This window comes from Aquiflexum lacus (genome assembly GCF_015476655.1).
Taxonomy (GTDB): Bacteria; Bacteroidota; Bacteroidia; order Cytophagales; family Cyclobacteriaceae; genus Aquiflexum; species Aquiflexum lacus.
This window is the reverse complement of the sequence record NZ_JABFHF010000006.1, coordinates 110,808-131,312: the sequence shown is the minus strand read 5'-3', so window position 1 is coordinate 131,312 and position 20,505 is coordinate 110,808. Positions and strand designations below refer to the sequence as shown.

Genomic DNA, 20,505 nt, shown 5'->3' with positions numbered 1-20,505 from the left:
GATATGATTGTTTTTAAAATATTACTATATGTCTAATATTAAATTTCGATATCTTTCTTTATGATATTCACCCTTAAAGCCATCAACAATTTTTTTGTATTCTAAATTTCCTATAGCTTTATGCAAATACGCTTCATGAACAAAATTCAAATAGGAAACAATTTCACCTAAACAAGTATGAAATTGTTTAAAATTAATATCTGCATTCATGAAGGTTTCAATATCCCTATAATTTGCTTTTAGTCTTAGTCTATATAAAATATTTAGAAGAGTTGTTTCGGGAATTGTTTTGTAAATAATATCCCAATGTTTTTTACTAAATGATTTTACCAAATCGCCATTTGAATTTTGAAATTCCTTTCTTTTGGAATGTTCCTTCTCTCCTCTTTTTCTTTTATTTAGTGCATTTTCTTTTCGTGTTGATTTCAAAAAAACTCCAATCTGAATTTCTGCTTTATCAAAAGAATCTATGCTTTTCAGTCCATTAAAACCTTTATCAAAATCTTTCTTAAGATTTAGACCAAAATATTTAAAATCCTTATGTTCTCCATTAGCATAAAAGCTAATAGCATTTGGATAATGTGAATCCTTAATCGAATTACCAAAAAGTTTGATAGATTTTTCATGGTTATCATTTGCAATTCCTTGAGATTCATGAAATGCTGTCATTGTAAGGTATACAGAATAGTACGCTTGTGGAAAATGCCAATGAAGAGCAAACTTGTAAAAATCATCTGACTCTGCATCAGAGGCCATGTTGAAAGCACATTCCGTACTCCATGCATTCCAGAGTAATTTTCTACAATCGTCGATTTTTAATACAGGATTTTTTACTTTGATGTTATTATAAAAATTTACCAGCTTTAGATTATAGCGATCCTTATCATTTATGATATGATAGTTGATTGCATTAAAGTGATTGAAAAAGACTCTTGATGGAATTGATTTTTTATATTCTTCCTCATTTTTTCCAATTAAGAACAAAGTTTGATCTCTTCTATTCATAAATTTACTTTTTTATGTTTTCTTTTCCTTCATAATCCTATTAGCCCACCCTCATTTTAATTTTTCAATTTCGCCAACCTCGAAAGCAACAATTCTTTCAGTTGCGATAGCTTTTGGTTTTCTTTGTTTTTCAGATTGATGAAATCATCTTTACTTTTAAAAATTTCCCTTGCAATATCCAGAACTTTATCATTTGGTTTAGCAAAATCAAGATTCATTATATCATCTGAAGTTACCGAAGGGTATGTTGAAACACTCATTTCAGCCTTAGCTTGGAGAAAATTTACCGTTTTCTCATCAGTCAAAAATGAATAAACTAATTCAGGAAAAAGATTTAATTCTTTTACTCTAAAAACTGCAAATCCAGTTGAAACTATAAGATTATCTGGCAGATTTTTAATTATTCCATAATGCTTTAACATTGGTCTAACTGTTGAAAAAATAATATCGTTGTTCTTTACTTTTCTTCGTGCTCGACTTGGGATTTCATCGTATTCTAAATCCAATTCGTGTAATTCATTAATTCTATTTTTTGTGATATTGCTGGTGTCCAGATAGAGGATGGATTTAAAATTATCATTGCTCGATAAAGTTTCAGGATTGCACTCTAATACATCACCAAGCTTTCCAACTTCCCATCCCTTCGGAATCTCCTTCCCCATCTCCTCATTCCAAACCATTTCCCCACCATTGCTTTTATATGGTTTGCCATTTGCATCAGGAAACTCAAAATCCACAAACCACTCCCTATATATCGCCTGTGCGGTTTCTTCGAGTTTTTGGATCAGTTGTTGGTTGAGGGCAATCCGGTTTTGGATGACATTGTATTCCTTGACGATTTCTCTTTGTTTGGTGATGGGGGGAATGGGTAAACCCATGTTTTCAAAATCTTCCCATTCTAAACTTCCTCTTACCCCACCAACTGCATGGAAACAAGCCTCTCGGTCAAACTCTGACCGGGTAAACCACATCATTAAATATTCTGGCAAAAGTTCTTCACTGTCCTTTACTTCAAAAATCGGATAAGCCTGTGAAATAATGGCTTCATCTACCTCCTTTAAAAGCGCCACAGGCATTTTCTTATCACGCCTTACCTGCATGGTACTACAAGCAAATTGGTTCTTTCGAATTATCTTATAATTCTCCATATCTGTTCCAATAATATTGGCAACAGAAGGGATAAACTGCTTAGAAATACTCAAACCCAAAAGATTTTTTACCTTCAGTCCTTTGTTTCGTTCATCCACTTGCCGGATATGGTCACCAATCCGTCTATAATTCGATTTCATAACCCAATTCTTTAAAAACGGTTAGGAAATCATTTTTGGAGGCGGCTTCGGCTTTTAGCAGGTCTGCAAACTCGCTTTTCAGGATTTTCATCTTTTCATCAAAATCAATATTCTCGTCCCTGTTTACAAATTCTATATATTTGCTTGGGACAAGGGAAAAATCTTTTTTGACTACTTCTTCAATGGAAGCAGAGTAACAGAATTCCGGGATATTTAAATAGGATGAAGCTGGAGGTTCATTTAACCCAGCCGTTTGCCACTGGTGGTAAGTGCCAGTAACCTTACTTAAATCTTCTTTTGAAAATTGAATGTATTTTTTCTCAAATGGAATACCTATTTGGCGCAAGTCCATAAATAAGATTTCTTTTTCCCTGTCACGGTAGTTTCGGGTTTCATCTCCAATTTGTCGGGTATGGGCTTTTTTGTTTTTATTTAAAATCCACAAAGTAACGCTGATGTTAGTAGTGTAAAACATGTTTTGTGGCAATACCAAAATCGCTTCCACCAGATTATTTTCAACCAACTTCCTCCGGATTTTGTATTCTTCACCTCCGCCACTGAGTGCACCGTTTGCTAGGATAAATCCTGCAATGCCGTTTTCGGAAAGCTTTGACACCATATTTAAAATCCAGCCATAATTGGCGTTGCTCTTCGGCGGCACATCATAACCTCTCCATCTTGGATCATCTTTCAGTTCATTTTCTGCCCGCCAGTCTTTTTGGTTAAAGGGAGGGTTGGCCATGATAAAATCTGCCTTCAGGTCCTTATGTTGGTCATCGGCAAAGGTATCCGCAGCTTTTTCTCCCAGATTACCGCTGATGCCCCGGATGGCAAGGTTCATCTTTGCAAGCTTGTAAGTGGTGTTGGTATATTCCTGCCCGTAGATAGAAACCTCTTTTTTATTGCCATGATGGGCTTCGATAAACTTGATACTCTGCACAAACATACCGCCCGAACCGCAAGCAGGGTCATAGATAATCCCTTTGTAGGGTTCTATCATTTCTGCAATCAGGTTGACAATACTCTTGGGTGTATAAAATTCCCCTTTGCCTTTTCCTTCAGCGAGCGCAAATTTGGATAAGAAGTACTCATATACTTTGCCTACCACATCCTGCTTGGGGTCCTTGAGCGTATCGATGTCATTGATGGTATCCAGAAGGGAGGCAAGCTTGGTGATATCGAGTCCCAAGCGGGAGAAGTAATTATCAGGTAAGGCACCTTTCAGTGCTTTGTTGTTTTTCTCAATGGTATGCAGGGCGGTATCAATAAGGAGGGCAATGTCATTTTGCTTGGACTTTTTGATCAGAAAACCCCAGCGGCTGCTTTCTTCCAAAAAGAAGACATTGCTCATATTGTAGAAATCTGGCATCTCTAAGTATTTCTCTTTGCCCTCAGCTATCAGTTTGGCGCGGTGGTCTTCAAACTTATCGCTGGCAAACTTCAAAAAAATCAAACTCAACACCACGTGCTTGTATTCGGCAGGTTCTACACTGCCTCTCAGTTTATTGGCAGCATCCCATAGGGTGACTTCAATGGGCTTATCTTGGGTTTGTTTGGTTGCTTTTACTTTTCTTTTCGCTTTGTTGGCGGGCTCTTCTTTTTGGATGGGCATTATTCTAAATTAATGATAACAGATTTGTATTCTGCTAATTTAGTCCATTTACCCTATTTATTCCTATCCCGTAAACAGGGTATTTTTAAGGTAAACGCACTATTTATTAAAGGAAATTGGTGATTTTAGTAAAGTGAATGGGAATTATTAATGGGGAAAAAATCATAGAACTTGAGTGATGGAGATTTTTATTCAATTTAAATCACTTTGGTACAAACGTATCATAAAACACAATTTGACCGTTTTTAGTACTTACAAATTGAATTTTCATTTATTTCTTTGGATAATCTTCTCCCATCAGACTTCTCAGCACCGATTCTTGCCAAGTCCGAAGCCGGGTTTCCAGTTCATTTGCAATTTCCACTTTTATTTCAATCAGGTTGTGTTTCTCGGCAGGGTCTTCCCTTACATCATATAGTTCCCTGAGCGCTCCTGAATTGGCTTCACCATGGATCACCAATTTATAACGGTTGTCCAAAATAGCCCTGGGTCCTCCAAAATCTTCCTCTTGTATATCAGGGTGATGAAAATTCTTGAAATCCCTTGTATTTATTCCCTCCATCAACTTGACCAAGGGACTCGTTCCTTTCTGTAATTCCGAACTAATATAATCCAAGGGCTTGGATCCTGCTGCTTGCCTTCTCGGTCTGCCATTCCAAAATCGGATGGGTTCTTCCCGCTCAACCATTTTACCATCAAAAAGAGGCAATAAGTTGATACCGTCCAAAGGTCGGTCAGGCAAGGATTGGCCTACAATGGCACATACTGTCGGAAGCAAGTCGGTGCTGACAGCATTGACAGCGCTAAACATAGGTTGGGGAATCCGAACAGGCCATTCAAGCACACTCGGCACCCTGATACCCCCTTCATAAACATCTCCTTTTTCACCTTTAAATGGAACAGTAGCGTTCCCTTCTTTTGGTGTACCGTTATCCCCAAAATACCAAAGCAGGGTATTGTCCCGTATCTTCTCATTGCGCAGATAATCCCGTAAGGTTCCAATAGATCTATCCATGGCCGTGATTTCTGCAAAACGCTCCTTCAATACATCCCGTTGCAGCCTTTCTACTGGATAGCCTGTTTCATTTGAAGTCAGTTTTACCATTTTGTCACCAAATTCCTTGGGCAAATCGTCATAAAGCGCCAAGTCTTCGGGCAAACCACTATATGGCTCATGAGGGGAACCATACCAGATCACGACGAAGAAAGGCGTTCCTTTTTCTCTCGAAGTTTTTATAAATTGAATGGCTTCGGTTATGAGGATTTCAGAACTTTCACCTTCATAGCGTTCCTCTTTGTTGCCATTTCGGGAAAGGTGAGGGTTCATTTCAAAAAAGTTGTCATGCGAGAGGTATTCATCAAAACCCATAGCCTTGGGATTGGTGGGTGAATCAGCCTTGACGGGTCCCAGATGCCACTTGCCAAAATGGGCCGTGGTATAGCCTGCCTTTTTCATGATTTGTGCAATACTGATTTCCTCAGGACGGATGGAAAATCCCGGAGAAAAAGTACCATAGCGATTGGGGTGACGCCCGGTGATGATGCTTCCCCGGGTGGGCGAGCATGTCGGAGAGGCTGAGTAGAAGCGATCCATCCTCAATCCTTGGGCCGCCATCTCATCCAATACAGGGGTATGCAAATACGGGTGCCCATTATAACCAGTTTCATCCCAACCATGATCGTCACCCATTAGAAGAATGATGTTTGGTAATTCATTTAATTGGTTTTCTTCTTTGCTTTCTTGACAAGAAATGAGAAATATCAAATAAAAAAGACAAAAGGTGATTTTGGGGGGCAGTGGATTTTTATACATAATTTGGGTTGCGGATTTGGGGATTTTATGCAATTTAGCAAAGATAAAACGATCGGATTCGGTATTTGAACCATTGAGATTTGTTTTTAAGGTACAACTGCTTAAATCAGAAATTTTCTTTTAAAGCCATCATATTGTATTACTTAAGTCTGCCATAAATGTCTCTCTCTTGCCCTGTGGGGCTCCTGCAAATATTACTATGGTCCCTGCTTTTGCAAATCCTGATCTAAGTTAGGAAAAATCTACATCCATTAATTGGGACTTAGATCTTGAATTTTTAAAAGACTGCATACCAAAAAAACCAGCCCGGAGGGCGGACTGGTTTTGTTATCGATAATCCCATTTTAATTTATATGTTTTCCTTGACACATCTTAATCTGGTATGAGTTAATTCTCACTGGATTTCATCCTTCTGGAAACCATCTATCCCCTACAGTTGGAATCATTGTGTAAAACAAGTCCCATAGAAAAACCATTTGGAATTAAAGGATTACTCAGGACTCTTAGATTTTTAAAACTCTTTAATCTGAAGCAATTTATTATTGCTTGATTTCCGAGCGTTTTAAATGGGAGGGGAAATCCGCCGCAGGTGATCCATTTTCATTTCTGAGGTCTTGTTTCCCACCCCTATCCGGATACAGTGGGATATACATCCCTGATGTGGCCGAAAGTTGTTCGAACAATTCCACATTCATTTTCTTTACAATATCCTGATAATCTGGATGTCTGATCAGATTAACCGCTTCATTAGGATCTTCGGCCAAATCATACAATTCATCCGTATCCCAAATTCCATGGTAATGGATGTATTTATAGCGGTCACCCCTGAGGGCATGAAGGGTGGGCGTATGCGGAAAATTTCTTTCCCAGTAATACTCATAAAGAAGGCCTGTTCGCCACGACACTTTTTCTCCCTGAAGCAGGGGAAAGAAACTTTCGCCATCCATATATTCCGGAGCCTTCAACCCTGCGGCCTCAAGTATTGTTGCCCCAATATCTATGTTGGCCACTACCTCATTGACTACAGTTCCCGGTTTGATCAGACCTGGAGATAATGCCAACATAGGCACTCTCATCGATGCCTCGTAGGCGTTTCTCTTATCTATCAGACCATGTTCGCCAAAGGCAAATCCATTGTCTCCCATATAGATGATCAGGGTAGAAGACAAAAGATTTTCCTTTTCCAGGTAATTTATCACCTTCTCTACAGATTCATCCACAGCCAATAATGCTTCCCCATATTTTTTATAATATTCTCCGATATCCAGGTCACTGTGATAAGGGAATTCTACACCATGCCATGAATTCCTCTGATTCTGCACCCACATCGGAGCTCCTTTATGCGTGCCATGCATCAAGGTAGGCGGCAATTTAAAATCATGGTCGCGGAATTTACCCTTATGCCTTTCGGCCGGAGTGAAATCAGCATGTACCGCCTTATGGGAAAGGTATAGCATAAAGGGTTTATCCTCCTGCCTGTTTTCGAGCCAATCCAAAGCATATGTTGTCAATTCATCTGTGATATATCCTTTTTGAGGTACGCTTTTACCATTTACGTTCAATCCATCTTTGCTGGGGAGGTAAGTACCCTGACCTTTAAAAGAAACCCAGTGGTCAAATCCCCGCTGCGGATCATCGTAATGGCCTCCCATGTGCCATTTTCCCACCATAGCGGTCTGATAACCGGCCTTTTGCAGGTATTGGGAATAAAAAATCAACTGCTCCGGCACAGGGTTATTATTATCTACCACGGTATGCTTATGAGCATAAAGGCCTGTCAAAATAGAGGCCCGGGAAGGAGAACAAAGAGAGGTAGTGACAAAAGCATTGGGAAGATAAGCCCCTTCTTTTGCCATCCTGTCCAGGGTGGGTGTTATAAAAAATGTCTGGGCATTCAGAAATCCCAAAGCATCAAACCGGTGATCATCTGTCAAAATAAAAACAACATTCATTGGTTTTGCACTATCGGTTTTCTCCAGTTCCAAAGAAGCATTTTCCTGCTGAACCCCAGCATTTTGGGCAGACAGATTGGTGCCTGTTCCCAAGAGCATCAACAACAGAAGGAACCGTATTCCTAGCTTATGGTATTTCATTATTTTAAGGTTTAAGATTTTTTTGTATTTATGTTATATTAGGCTTAATAGTTATCCGGTTCTTTGCCTATAACCCAAATAAACCAACTCTCCTGTACTACTATCGGCATCGAGGTGACAAGGCAAAGTACTTCCTGTACTTCCATGTTTTTTATAGTTCAAAATTTTCATTATCCAAACTTTAAAATTACCTCCCTACTTCTGATGAAATGTCTCTGAAATGAATCCCAATACCTCAGGCAAGGATTCCCTCCAATAGGTCCAAGTATGGGCCCCGTTCCGGATTCTGAATTCATGGGGAATTTCCTTCTTTTTCATGGCAATATGTACCAAACTGTTTCCTTCATACAAGAAATCATCATCACCACAATCAAAATACCACTTGACGGATTTCATGGCTTCAGGATCATTGAGTTCGATTTGTCTTAAGGCCTGATGTCTGTCATAAAATGCAGTTAGCGTATTTGGATTTTTGACGGTGATTTTTTTTGGTTTCCAAACCTTGTTTGAATTCTTCAAAAGTATTGCTTCTGACCGCTGCGCTTAAGGGACAGGAAGAAGAAAATAGGTCTGGTCTGTGCATGGCGTAGATAAAGGAGCCTCCACCACCCATAGATAGTCCTGCTATCGCACGATACCTTTTTTCGGATTTGATCCTGTATTTCTTTTCAACTTCCGGCATCAGTTCTTCAAAAAAGAAATCCTCATACCGCCATTCATTGTTGACATCGTTGAAATATCCTCGTCTTCCAGTATTGGCATCCGGCATGACGATGATCATGACAGTGGCTTTCCCTTCTTTGATGGCCTGATCGGTAATATGCTGCACCTCACCAAATTGCACCCATCCCGTTTGGTCATCACCCGCACCATGCAGCAAGTATAGCACAGGGTAGGAGCGTTCAGAACTTTCATATCCGGGAGGGAGATAAATGGCGTATTTCCTCTCCATTTTCAGGATATTGCTGTTCATGACCAGATTGTCAAATACTTTGCTTTCCTGAGAATAGACAGGATAAGCAATCATCAATAGGAACAAAAATAAGATTAGGTTACGATTCATTTATGTTTTATAAAACTTTAGAGGTTTATTTGGTCAATCTGGTCGTTGCCAGGGTGTTTTCCCACCTTCTTGGATATGGGACATCAATAAATTGTTTAGTTTTTGATAAATTTTTTGATTTTGATCTATAATATTATTTTCCTCTCGGGGATCCTCCTTAAGATTATAAAGTTCCATGGGCTGGTAAGGGCTGTTTTGTAACAATTTCCAATCACCAAGTCGAAGAGCATGATAAGCTTTACCCCCATACCAAGTTCCTCCTTCCCTCCTTACAAAATACAGGGGTCTTTCTATTTCCTCCATAGTTTGTCCCATTAGGGTCGGTAAAAAACTTCTGCCATTTATCTCATGATCTACCTCAACTCCTGCCACCTCAGCAAGTGTAGGGAAAATATCCATGGATAGGTTCACTTGTTCAGAAACGGTTCCCGGCTTAATTTTTCCCGGCCAAGAAATGACGGTAGGAACCCTTAACCCACCTTCGTACATGCTTTGTTTGCCATCTCTTAAAGGGCCATTATTGGCTAAATCACGTAGAAATCCCCCATTGTCACCGGTAAAGATAATGAGTGTATTTTCATACTGACCGCTTTCCTTCAGTGCATTCACCACTTTGCCGATACCATCATCCATATGTTCTATAAAGGCTACCAAGGCAGCTCTTTTATTACTAATATTGGGCTCTCTGTTTTTTACTTTTACCAGCCACTCTTCAGGAGGTTGAACCGGAAAATGAGGTGCGTTGTAGGCCAAATAAAGAAAAAAAGGATCGTCACTTTTTCCCCTTTCCTTGATATAATCTATTGACCATTGGGAAAATAGATCTGTAGCATGACCTTCGGGATCAATTGTTTCCTTATTGAGTCGCATATAGTTTCTCCCATGTCTCCTATGGATCCAATAATCATCCATCATATCCTCTAGCCAGCCATGGAAAAGGTCAAAGCCGTGTTCATTCGGTAGATTGGGACTTTCAAATCCCAGATTCCATTTTCCGATATGTGCTGTATGGTATCCTGCAGTTTTTAGCATGGCCGGCATTAGCACGGTGCGAGGATCCAAATACCCCCAGCTGTTATCAGGAGTAGATCTTATCAGACCCGGTACTCCAACATGATCCGGATATCGGCCTGACATCAACGAAGCCCTCGAAGGTGCACAGACAGGGGAATTTGCATAAAAATAATCCATTCTCATGCCTTCATTTCGAATTGCATCAATATGTGGTGTCAGGATGTCCTTTGTCCCATAATAAGACACATCATGGTAACCCTGATCATCTGTAAAAATGAGTAGGACATTTGGTTTTTGTACGGGGGACTCTGTTTGGGCAACCCCCTCCGAGGTTATTAATAAATATGTAAAAAACAATAAAATTTTTAGGTAATAATCTTTCATCAGGTGTTATTTTAAATACTATTAATTTATTTTCCTTTTGGAATATCCAATTGAGCATCTTCATAAGGTAACAGCGCGCATCTCTAGCCTTTCCTTGACGAGGATCACCTAATTCAGACCATCTCTTTACTGTTAATTGCCAGCAAGCTAAGCCACCCGTGTAGGTGAACACACGGGGGCATTGAAATGAAAATCAGTAAAGCAGATGCCCTTTCGGACCATCCGAAATTGCGGTTTGAAATCAGAGGCAATCATAACATCCACGACTTCCATATTTCTGCCCACCAGCTATTTTGATGATAATGCTGGACACTTTCTTACTAAGGAATGATGGCAAATAACTGTTCCAGAAAAGGGCTACAAATAGAAAGAAAAAGGGTTTTAATTGGATGTGATCCTTCATAATTACCTCCTATTTAATTAAAACCAAATTATCTCACAAACCGATATACATATGTTTACCATCCCGGATTTTGTTCAAGGTTTTCATTTAAAGCAATTTCTCGATCCGGAATAGGCAATAGGTTATAGAATTCCAAATAACCATTTGGAAATCGGGTCTCAATCAAATTACCCAAATGATCTCTAATTTCCTGTGGGTAAATATCTTTCCCAATTCTCCATCTTTTAATATCCGCCCAATATAACCCCTCCATTGCAAATTCAATCCGCCGTTCATGGCGTAGCTTTTGACGCGCTTCTACTTGTGATAATCCCATCGGTAATCGTGTGATTTTAACATCGTCCCGCTCAGTTCTAATTCTATTAATTAATTCTATCGCTTCACCCAGATCCCCATTGGTTTCTATAATTGCCTCAGCCTTAGATAATATCACATCTGCATACCTAAGAATTATATTATTTAAATAAGATTGACCAGAGGGAGGTAGATCTGCTTCCGGTTCTATACGGTACTTGCGGGTACTCAAATGCCTAATTCTATTTCCAGGATGATTGAAGGCTCCTCCAGGATAAATATAATTGGGAAATCTATAGCCTAGAAAATAAGAACCTGGAACAACCACAGTAAATTCGAGACGGGGATCCCTTCCTTCATAGGGGTTTTGGGGATCCACAGCTGAACCATCAATCATTTCATAGGCGTTTACCAAATCATCAGTTGGCACATACCTGCTACCTCTTACCCAACTGCCTGTTCCCGTTCCGCAAAATTGATCATGAAGTGATCCTTGTGAGTTTTCACCTATCATGTATTGAATATCAAAAAGAACTTCTTGGTTGTTTTCATTTTCCGCTCTGAATAATCCTTCATAGCTAGGGAAAAGAGAATATTTCCCCAAGCCTTCAATTTCTGCTATTACTTTCAAAACCTCCTCATATTTATTCTGATATAAATAAGCTCTCATTTTCATTCCCAATGCGGCACCTTTGGTAGCCCTTCCCACTTGAGGGGCATCCACACCCAGATTATCTATGGCAAAATTATAGTCAGAAATAACTTGACTCCAGACCTCATCTGCAGAAGCTCTTTTTAGTTTTCTAGCTTCCTCTGTTGTTATACCCTGATCAACAATTGGAACCCCTCCATAACTTTCCACTAGAATGGAATAAGCGAGACCTCTTAAAAATAAGGCTTCCGCCCTATAAATGTTCTTTGCATTCTCAGTCAATTCTACCTCATCCAAAGCACTTAATAAATAATTTGCTCTGGAGATAATTGCATATGACCTGGTCCACCTAAATGTGACAATCATCCCATCACTGGTATTTAACCGACCACTAGCTATCCGGGCCAAAGGGAAATTTCCCCAATTATAAGCATTTGGAGTGGCCCCATCTAGAAGGCCAAATCCAAAAAGACCCTCAGTAGCAATTGCGTTTTCCCGTAATAGGCCATATACGCCATTTAATAGTAAATTGATATCCGATTCGCTTTCTGGAAAATTAGCCGAAGTAATTCTATCCTCAGGAAAAAATTCCAAAAAATCATTTACACAACTGTTTGCAGGTAACAAAAATATCACCAAAATTATATGTAATATTAAATTCTTAGCTTTCATAATATTAGAAGTTTAGGTTAGCACCAAATGAAATGATTCTAGGGGTGGGATAAATATCCCTGCCTGAATTAAATGTATTTCTTTCAGGGTCATAACCCTCATAATCTTTGCTGACTATCACAAACAAGTTTTGCGCATTACCATATACGTATAATTTCTGTAAGCCCAGTCGGGAAGTGAACGCGACTGGGAAGGAATAGCCTAACTGAAGGTTTTTAAGTTTTATAAAATTAACTTCCTGAACCCAAAATGAAGATTCCGACCTATCCCATACATCGTCAAACTTAACACTTGGTATGTTAGTATTAGGATTTTCAGGAGTCCATCCATCCCGCCATCTGGTTGAAATAACCCGATTTTCCCATCTTAAATTGGTAAAGTCATTTTGGGTATACATATTAACACCGAGAATTCCTTGAAATAAAAAATTTAGGTCAAAACCCTTATATTTAAGGTTTTGGGAAATTCCAAAGGTGAATTTAGGTATACTATTACCTAATTCCTGCCTGTCTTCAAAAGTAATCCTTCCATCATTATTTAAGTCCTCAAACTTTAAATTCCCAGCTTTCGGTTTTAATGGATTGGAATGCATATGCTCCAGGGCTTCTTCGTCAGTTTGGTAAATACCTATTGCTTTAAAGCCATATAAAGCCCGATAGGAATAACCTTCTCTTATTAAAAAAAGTTGATCAGGGGAATTTCCTCCTCTGAACTTAGTAACCATGTTTTCGATGTAAGTGAAGTTTAAACCTGCATTATAACCGAAATCATCCCTGCCTAGTTTGAGATTATTATAATTGATCATAAATTCAAAACCATTATTAATCATTTGCCCAACATTTTCATTAGGGGCAGTTAGTCCACCCAAAACCAAAGGAATAGGTAATTGAACGATTATATTATCAGTCGTTTTTGCAAAATAACCTGCTTCCAAAGTAATCTTATCATCAAATAAACCAAGTTCTACACCTACATCTAACGTTGAAGTAGTTTCCCATGTAATATTTTCATCAATTAGGGCTGTTACAGCTGCACCGGGAGCAAAATTTCCATTATAATTATAACTTAGGTTGTTATTCTGATTTATCACTGTTAAATAAGGCCAGAAATCGACAATATTTTGATTGCCCAACTGACCCCATGAAACACGTGTCTTTAAATTGGAAATGGAATTAAATCTTTGCATAAATGCCTCATCCGAAATTCTCCATCCTGCGGAAAATCCAGGAAAAACACCCCATCTATTTCCCGTCTTAAAACGTGACGATGCATCTGCCCTTATATTTGCCTCAAATAAATATTTCCCACTTAATGCATAGTTAATTCGCCCAAAGTAAGAAAATATTCTTAGCCCTCGCATATTACCTTCGCCCTGTATTCCCGATGTTCCCGCATCCACCTGGGATAAACCTTCCTTTGGAGGCATGGTCCTTCGCGCGAAAACATTTTGAAATTTATTCGTTTCAAGTTGAATGCCTGCAATTGCCCCAACATCATGAATCCCTCCAAAATTTTCGTTGTAATTTAAGGTTGAGAATAAAATGTTACTCATTCTAGAAACCTGGGCCCGGCTTATTTCGAGACCCTCTCTATTATAATTTCTAGTAATGGTTTCCTGTCCAGAATCGGTATATCCAAAAACACTGGTATTAAATCTGTCAGTAAGCATCCAACTCCCATTAGAGGCAAATGTGGTCCTTGAAAAAAATTTATCGCTAAATTTTATTTCCGCTGCAACATTTAAGTTCAATATATTCTCTTCAGTTTTAGTCAATCCATTTGCAGCATCAATTAAAGGATTTCGATTATCATAAAGAAGATTACCCTGTTCGTTAATCGCTTGAACCGATCCAAATCTACCATCGCGCGTGAAAGGAGCTATATAAGGTGTCGCTCCAGTTAACATCTCGAAAACTCTTCCTAAAGAACCATAAGTTACATCTGCATAAGGCTCATTTGAATCCCTCCTTAAATAGTTAATTCTACTGCTTACCTTAAACCAATTATTAACATTCGATTCAACATTTGCTCTCAATCCGTACCTGGTAGAACCTGTATTGGGAATTGTCCCATCTTGGTTTAAATAATTAAACGACATGAAAGAGGAAGTATTAGTGGAACCTCCCCTAATTGAAAGGTTATGCTCCTGAATTGGTGCGGTATTGAAAAGTTCACTAAACCAATCTGTATTGGGATATTTATAAGGATCATTACCATTTCTAAACGCCGTTATTAATTCGTCCGGGTATACAGGACTCGAACCTTGATTGACCAATGCCAAGTTGCTTAGTTCCATTTGTTCGGCACTGTTGTTGATCACATCAAATCTTCTTCCCAAGGATTGAACACCCATATAGGAATTTAAATTTACCTGCATTTTTTCATCTTTTTTACCCATTTTAGTGGTAATCAAAACAACGCCATTTGCGGCTTTAGAGCCAAAAATTGCTGAACTTGCAGCATCTTTTAATACCGATATGCTCTCTATGTCATTTGGGTTTATTTGGTCAAAAGACCCTTCTACCCCATCCACTATGATCAGAGGATTGGAATTGTTTAAAGTACCCCAACCTCTAACCCTAATTTGGGCTCCATCACTTCCTGGTTTACCGGAATTCTGACTTACCCAAACCCCAGATGCTGTTCCCCCTAGTGCTTGGGAAGCATTGGTTATAGGACGGTTCATTAACTCATCATCAAATTTTACCGTGGAGATGGCTCCTGTTAAATTTATCTTTTGCTGGGAACCAAAGCCAACTACGACCACTTCTTCTAAAGATGTCGCATCAAGCGCCATGCTAACATTGATAACAGATCTGTTATCCAAAGAAATCCTTTGGATCTCGTAGCCAATAAATGAAAAAACAAGGACCGCATTTTCAGGTACCGTAAGCGTATAATTTCCATCCAGATCCGTCACAGTCCCAGTGGTGGTTCCCGCTACGGAAACAGTAGCTCCGGGAAGACCTTCTCCCTTTTCATCAGTTACTTTTCCACTGACAGTCACTTCAGGAACTACACGAATGGTAACCTTACTGGTTTGGACTGACTGAGACTTTACATGTATGTTTTCATTGACCTGCTTAAAGCTCAGGTTGGTCTGTGTGGCAAGGGCCATCAGCGTTTCGTAAAGGCTTTCACCCTTACTATAAATATCAACAAATGGCACATCCTTGAGCTCTCTTTTGGAAAATACAAAATTGAAATCTGTCTGTCTTTCCAATTCTGAGAAAACCCTTTCTATTTTTACTTTATCCAGAGCAAGGATCACTTTGACATCCTCAATGCTTTTTACCTGAGCATTTCCATCTCCTGCAATGAGGATACTCATGGAAAGACTTTGGAGAAAGAAAGCAATGGCAAATAGTTTAGTCATGTAGATTACATGGTTTAGTACGCATTTTTTCATATTTTTACATCGTTTATTTAGGCTAATGCTAATTGGTTAAATGAACTTTTGCCGGATTAGGGATGGCAGTCCCTTTTCCGGTTCCTTAATTTACCATAGATGAGTTATCATTTACGGTCTTTTTATTTTGTCACCATAGGCAGTTTTTTTTTATTTGAATTTCAGGACTACTTTATTATTTTTTATTTCATAATCAAATCTTGCCGAATAACTCAATCCCTCCAAGACATCCTTAAGGCTCTGATCATTGAACCTCGCTGATATTTCAAGGTCTTTGGCAGGCCTGTTCAGGAATTGGATTTCCACTCCATACCAATTTTCCAAAACCCTTTTGATTTCAGCCATCTGGGTCTGTTCAAACACGATGGTCTTTTGGGTCCATGCCAGCACCTTTTCTTTATCGAATTCACCTTTTTCGACTTTTTGACTTTCCGACTTAAATCTTATGGCTTCCCCAGGGACCAAACTGATACTTCGAGGATCTTCCATGTCCACACTGACCTCCACCAAACCGGTCAATAAGGATACCTCCAACACTTCATTCTCAAATGCTTTGACATTGAAAGAAGTGCCCAAAACCTGCGTGGAAACCTGACCCGTCCTCACAATAAATGGTCGATTAGGATCTTTAATTACCTCAAAAAATGCCTCGCCTATCAACTCTATTTCCCTTTGATGCGATTCGAAATTTTTGACATAGCGCAGGGAACTTCCTGAATTGAGAATCACTTTGGAGCCGTCCCTTAGGGTAAGATTGGATTTCACTCCAGGTGCGGCAATATGTTCTTGGTATTCAATCGGAATTTCAGTAATCAAAGTAACTTTAGGTTCAGTCACATAATGGAGAGAAAAAGCCAACATAAAGGCCACGGCAAGGATGGCCACCATCCTGTATAATTGATTGTGTCTGGAAATGGAATGGATGTAAACAGGATACTTTTTAAGGCTGCTTTGGGAATCCAAGGGTATAATCTTACCTTCAAATTCATCAGGTTTTATTACATCCAGCGACTTTTCGATATTTGACCATGCGGCCTTGACCCTGTTTTCATCTACACGACCTGTACTCCTGGAGAGGTTCAAAAGTATTTTTCTGGCCAAAACAATATCCTGATTTTTAGAAGGATTTCTTTTGAGATACTCCTCCCAATAAATTTTTGTCTCCGCATCTGGATTCAGTACCCATTTTTTGAATTCAGGGTCCAAAACAAAATCTTCAATGCTATATTCGGATTTGCACATAATAAAAGGTTTACATTTTAAAGGAGACAGCAAGGCAAAAAAGTTATCCTTATAAAGGAAAAAAATTTATATTTTTTTTAATTAGTGGTTTTTACCTGGGTTTTGATCGACACTTATAGGATGTTCTTTTCGTTCCAAGTTTAAAACATTTTGAAAATGTTCAGAATAGGTAATGACTTCAGGTTACCCTCTTGGCAGCCGTCATTCTGAGGCACGAAGGATCTCTGGAGGTTGGCGGGCTTTATTGTTTTAACAAAAAAAATAATGGGACCAAAAAAGAAATTACAGGGAACAAAAGGCTATATCACCAAAAGTTGATATCTGGAAACTTTTGTATCCTTTTGTCACTTTTGTGGTTCAAATAAAAATATTTTTGGTTTTGTAGATCACTTTAGTCCAGATCCCTGAAAACATACTCCAGATCAAGTTGGAATCCTGCAATAGTCTTAGAATCCAGAATATCTCCCGATGTAAAAAGTCTGGACGGAACGTATTTCCCTTTTACCAATGTATAGGTCATGACAGTCTGTTCGTCGGGATGGATGATCCAATACTCCCCAACGCCGCTTTCTTCATAGACCTCATATTTATATTTAAGTTCCTTTTTGTTGCTGCCCGGCGAAAGAATTTCAATGATCAAATCCGGCGCACCGACACATCCCAACTCATCCAGTTTGCTTTTATCACAAATCACACAAATATCAGGTTGGACCACGGTGTCTATGTCTTCGTTCCTTTTGGATTTTACAGGCAATCGTACATCAAAGGGAGCTTCATAAACCTCGCAGGGATGATCTTCCAGAAAATTAAACAATCTATTAAAAATTTTTCCTGATATTTTCTGGTGGATCCTTCTCGGTGCGGCAGCGGCCTGCCGGAATACTTTGCCCCTGATCAGCTCCACCATTTCATCCATCTGCCAACTCAGATAATCGGCGTAAGTGTACCTTCCATACCCGGTAAAGGGCTCTTTAACTTCACTTCTGCTTTCTTCCCGTTCCATAGAACTAAGATAATGGAATTGATTTAAAATACCGAAAATGGGATCGGTGCTAAGGGTCAATATTTTACAAACGAAATATTAAATAAAAGTCAACAGATTAGGTGATTCACGGATCAAAAAAAACAAACTACCATCACAAAAATAGAAATTACGGATTTTTTTAAATTGGAAATAGCTTTCCAAGCCAAGGTATACACCGACCTTAAATTAATGCCCATCATTTTTGACACTTCCTCATAAGAAAAATCCTCAAAAAAGAGATATAGGATAACCTCTTTCTGTCTGGCAGGAAGATGCTGTAAGGCTTTGGCAATTTTTCGCTCCAGGTCCTCGTCTTTTTGATGGTTGATGATGTTGGATTCAATGGATTCAATGAAGTAACCGGGCGTGTTGTTTTCTCTGATCTCCTCTTTTCTCCATTTTTTTTCCTTACTGCTCGCTTTGCTGATTTTTCTGGAAAGGGATTTAAAAAGATAAACTTTCACATTATTGGCCTGCTGCAGCGTCTTATGGTATTTCCATAAATCTATAAAAACTTCCTGAATACAATCCTGCACAAAATCCTCATCAGCCACCATGGACAATCCAAATCTAAAAAGCTCATGGGAATATAATTTGTACAACCCCTCCAATCCGGTTCTATCACCGGACTGCAACATCATCCAGAAATCATCCGGCCCCTGCTGCGAGGTGATGATGGCGGGTTGTGGTTTCAAAATCTATTTTGGGTTATATTGAATCAGCAAACAATATATAGAACAATTATAACAAAGACAATTTGCTGGTTTTGATTCATTCAGTAAATGATAGGGGGACTTATAAATTAGAAACACTTTTCCAAGCATATTTTACATAACGCATCTCCCACCCTTCACCGCCAACCCCTCTAATTCTAAATCCTTCAGTTTCATCCCGACAAACAGCAGATTTTAAAGGATGGCAGGTATCTACAACCCTGAAAGGCCTGTCAAGCGTACAGGGAGGTTGAACTTATGGAAGGTTACATTAAAAGCACCGTTCCTAATAACAGATAAGCCTATCTCATTGGACTCGTTTTTAGCCTTTCTTTGACAGCTTACCTAGTCATTAACAAAATAGTTCCGCTTGTTTATATGATAGCTATCTGTGGCATCATCAGTGCCGGAATCTTTTTTTACGAGCAAAAGAATAAATCCAACAATTGTTGATAGGGCCGGAAACATCTAAAAATTCAGAAAGAGTTAAACCCAGAAAAAAAAATTAGACTGCCCTCCCATAATTTTAGCTTTATCAGTAACCATACAAAAACCAAACATGTCTTAAAGAAATAATTACTTTTGCCTCTTAATTCAGCCAATCTTCTTTAATGTCCAATTCAAGCCAAACCATATACGAAAGCCTCGGAGAGGAAAAGATTAAAACCCTTGTCCATCACTTTTATCAACATGTCACCGAATCACCGGAATTGAGAAAGCTTTACCCTGAGGATTTGGCACCGGCAGAAGAAAGGTTATTTTTGTTTTTGATTCAGGTCTTTGGAGGGCCACAGACCTACATGGAAAAACGAGGCCATCCCATGTTGAGGAAAAGACATTTCCAATGGCCCATCGATACTCAAATGAGGAATACTTGGCTCAATTGTATGATAAAGGCTATCGATAGAGTTGAAATGGACAACAACATTAAAGAGGGAATAATATCCTATTTTGTGAAAGCTGCTAATCACATGGTCAATCAATAACAATGCTTGTAATCAGAAAAATCTATACTGCTTATGCTTTCCTGATGTTCTGCATCAGTTTCCTTTTGTTTTTCCCCTTATTTTTGTTGTGTATTTGGGTTCCGGGTTGGCAAAAGTACGGCAGAAAAATCAATCAGTTCTGGGCCAACTTGTTTTTCATGCTGATATTCCTTCCGGTAAAAATTGAAGGCAAAGAACATATCAAAAAAGGTCAGCCCTACATTTTTGTATCAAACCACTTCTCTTATATAGATATCGCCATGATGGGATTTATTCCGGGAGATGTCATTTACATCGGAAAAAGTTCCATTACCAAAGTCCCCCTCTTTGGTTACTATTTCAACAATTTGCACATCGCTGTCAAACGGGAAAGTATCAAAAGCCGTGGAGAGGTTTTACTGAGGTCTAAAAATGCCATAGAAAATGGCAGCAGTATTGTGATTTTTCCCGAAGGTGGAATCTGCGCAGTGAATCCACCTATCATGTCAAAATTCAAAGATGGTGCTTTTAGCTTGGCCATAGACAAACAAATACCCATCATTCCTGTCACATTATCATTTAATCATTTAATTTTGCCTGATGCTGATAGGCTATTGATGAATTTTATCAAAGCCAAAATTGTAATACATTCCCCTTTGGAAACTGATGGAATGAATACCAAGGATATCTCTCAACTCAAAGAGAGGTGTTACACCATAATCCAAAACCAATTGTGGGAAGACAATAAAAAAGCTCTCAAAAATTTGAATATCAAAACTTTATGAAATAAAGCCTGCCTGATGCAGAAAGGCATGGGAAAAACCTCAAAAACTGAAATTATTTTCCAATATGCGAGAT

Annotated in this window: 13 protein-coding genes and 1 pseudogene; 2 read left to right on the top strand and 12 right to left on the bottom strand. The window is 38.9% G+C overall.

All coding sequences use genetic code 11. The annotated features are described in order from the left end of the window. Positions 1-24: 24 nt before the first annotated feature. From HMJ38_RS07860 to HMJ38_RS07805, 12 genes and pseudogenes are all read right to left on the bottom strand, one after another. Positions 25-1,005, bottom strand: a complete 981-nt coding sequence (locus HMJ38_RS07860) for a hypothetical protein (RefSeq protein ID WP_194973823.1) — start codon at positions 1,003-1,005, stop codon at positions 25-27. A 56-nt stretch (positions 1,006-1,061) separates the two neighbouring features. Next, positions 1,062-2,294 carry a restriction endonuclease subunit S gene (locus tag HMJ38_RS07855; RefSeq protein WP_194973822.1) on the bottom strand — a complete coding sequence of 411 codons (1,233 nt, stop codon included), beginning with the start codon at positions 2,292-2,294 and terminating at the stop codon, positions 1,062-1,064. Beyond that, the gene (locus HMJ38_RS07850) at positions 2,278-3,906 is read right to left on the bottom strand and encodes a type I restriction-modification system subunit M (protein ID WP_194973821.1); all 1,629 of its coding nucleotides are present in this window, start codon (positions 3,904-3,906) and stop codon (positions 2,278-2,280) included. Before HMJ38_RS07850 ends, HMJ38_RS07855 begins: the two co-directional genes overlap by 17 nt. Before the next feature lie 271 nt (positions 3,907-4,177). After that, positions 4,178-5,719, bottom strand: coding sequence for a sulfatase family protein (locus HMJ38_RS07845; RefSeq protein WP_194973820.1), 1,542 nt, complete (start codon positions 5,717-5,719; stop codon positions 4,178-4,180). A 539-nt stretch (positions 5,720-6,258) separates the two neighbouring features. After that, positions 6,259-7,812, bottom strand: a complete 1,554-nt coding sequence (locus HMJ38_RS07840; protein WP_194973819.1) for a sulfatase family protein — start codon at positions 7,810-7,812, stop codon at positions 6,259-6,261. A 195-nt stretch (positions 7,813-8,007) separates the two neighbouring features. Then, positions 8,008-8,839: pseudogene (locus HMJ38_RS07835) on the bottom strand (alpha/beta hydrolase). A 69-nt stretch (positions 8,840-8,908) separates the two neighbouring features. After that, positions 8,909-10,273: a sulfatase family protein gene (locus HMJ38_RS07830; RefSeq protein WP_194973818.1), complete on the bottom strand. Its 1,365-nt coding sequence runs from the start codon at positions 10,271-10,273 to the stop codon at positions 8,909-8,911. Positions 10,274-10,731: 458 nt separating this feature from the next. Further along, a complete protein-coding gene (locus tag HMJ38_RS07825; RefSeq protein ID WP_194973817.1) occupies positions 10,732-12,294 on the bottom strand; it encodes a RagB/SusD family nutrient uptake outer membrane protein in 1,563 nt (520 codons plus the stop codon). Between the two features lie 4 nt (positions 12,295-12,298). After that, positions 12,299-15,670: a SusC/RagA family TonB-linked outer membrane protein gene (locus HMJ38_RS07820; RefSeq protein ID WP_194973816.1), complete on the bottom strand. Its 3,372-nt coding sequence runs from the start codon at positions 15,668-15,670 to the stop codon at positions 12,299-12,301. A 183-nt stretch (positions 15,671-15,853) separates the two neighbouring features. Next, positions 15,854-16,945: a FecR family protein gene (locus tag HMJ38_RS07815; RefSeq protein ID WP_194973815.1), complete on the bottom strand. Its 1,092-nt coding sequence runs from the start codon at positions 16,943-16,945 to the stop codon at positions 15,854-15,856. A gap of 391 nt (positions 16,946-17,336) precedes the next feature. Beyond that, positions 17,337-17,948: a Uma2 family endonuclease gene (locus tag HMJ38_RS07810; RefSeq protein WP_194973814.1), complete on the bottom strand. Its 612-nt coding sequence runs from the start codon at positions 17,946-17,948 to the stop codon at positions 17,337-17,339. Positions 17,949-18,061: 113 nt separating this feature from the next. After that, entirely contained in the window at positions 18,062-18,664 is a 603-nt protein-coding gene (locus HMJ38_RS07805) for an RNA polymerase sigma factor (protein ID WP_228779945.1), read from the bottom strand. A 629-nt stretch (positions 18,665-19,293) separates the two neighbouring features. Between HMJ38_RS07805 and HMJ38_RS07800 the strand changes: the two genes are divergently transcribed. Together HMJ38_RS07800 and HMJ38_RS07795 are read left to right on the top strand one after the other, a co-directional pair. Then, complete coding sequence (locus tag HMJ38_RS07800) at positions 19,294-19,668, top strand: globin domain-containing protein (protein WP_194973813.1); 375 nt, start codon at positions 19,294-19,296, stop codon at positions 19,666-19,668. A gap of 2 nt (positions 19,669-19,670) precedes the next feature. After that, a complete protein-coding gene (locus HMJ38_RS07795) occupies positions 19,671-20,432 on the top strand; it encodes a lysophospholipid acyltransferase family protein (RefSeq protein ID WP_194973812.1) in 762 nt (253 codons plus the stop codon). The last annotated feature ends 73 nt before the right edge of the window (positions 20,433-20,505 follow it).

Coding starts and splice junctions, on each gene's coding strand:
- HMJ38_RS07860 (WP_194973823.1), bottom strand. CDS start 1,005: ATGAATAGAAGAGATCAAACTTTGTTCTTAATTGGAAAAAATGAGGAA.
- HMJ38_RS07855 (WP_194973822.1), bottom strand. CDS start 2,294: ATGAAATCGAATTATAGACGGATTGGTGACCATATCCGGCAAGTGGAT.
- HMJ38_RS07850 (WP_194973821.1), bottom strand. CDS start 3,906: ATGCCCATCCAAAAAGAAGAGCCCGCCAACAAAGCGAAAAGAAAAGTA.
- HMJ38_RS07845 (WP_194973820.1), bottom strand. CDS start 5,719: ATGTATAAAAATCCACTGCCCCCCAAAATCACCTTTTGTCTTTTTTAT.
- HMJ38_RS07840 (WP_194973819.1), bottom strand. CDS start 7,812: ATGAAATACCATAAGCTAGGAATACGGTTCCTTCTGTTGTTGATGCTC.
- HMJ38_RS07830 (WP_194973818.1), bottom strand. CDS start 10,273: ATGAAAGATTATTACCTAAAAATTTTATTGTTTTTTACATATTTATTA.
- HMJ38_RS07825 (WP_194973817.1), bottom strand. CDS start 12,294: ATGAAAGCTAAGAATTTAATATTACATATAATTTTGGTGATATTTTTG.
- HMJ38_RS07820 (WP_194973816.1), bottom strand. CDS start 15,670: ATGACTAAACTATTTGCCATTGCTTTCTTTCTCCAAAGTCTTTCCATG.
- HMJ38_RS07815 (WP_194973815.1), bottom strand. CDS start 16,945: ATGTGCAAATCCGAATATAGCATTGAAGATTTTGTTTTGGACCCTGAA.
- HMJ38_RS07810 (WP_194973814.1), bottom strand. CDS start 17,948: ATGGAACGGGAAGAAAGCAGAAGTGAAGTTAAAGAGCCCTTTACCGGG.
- HMJ38_RS07800 (WP_194973813.1), top strand. CDS start 19,294: ATGTCCAATTCAAGCCAAACCATATACGAAAGCCTCGGAGAGGAAAAG.
- HMJ38_RS07795 (WP_194973812.1), top strand. CDS start 19,671: ATGCTTGTAATCAGAAAAATCTATACTGCTTATGCTTTCCTGATGTTC.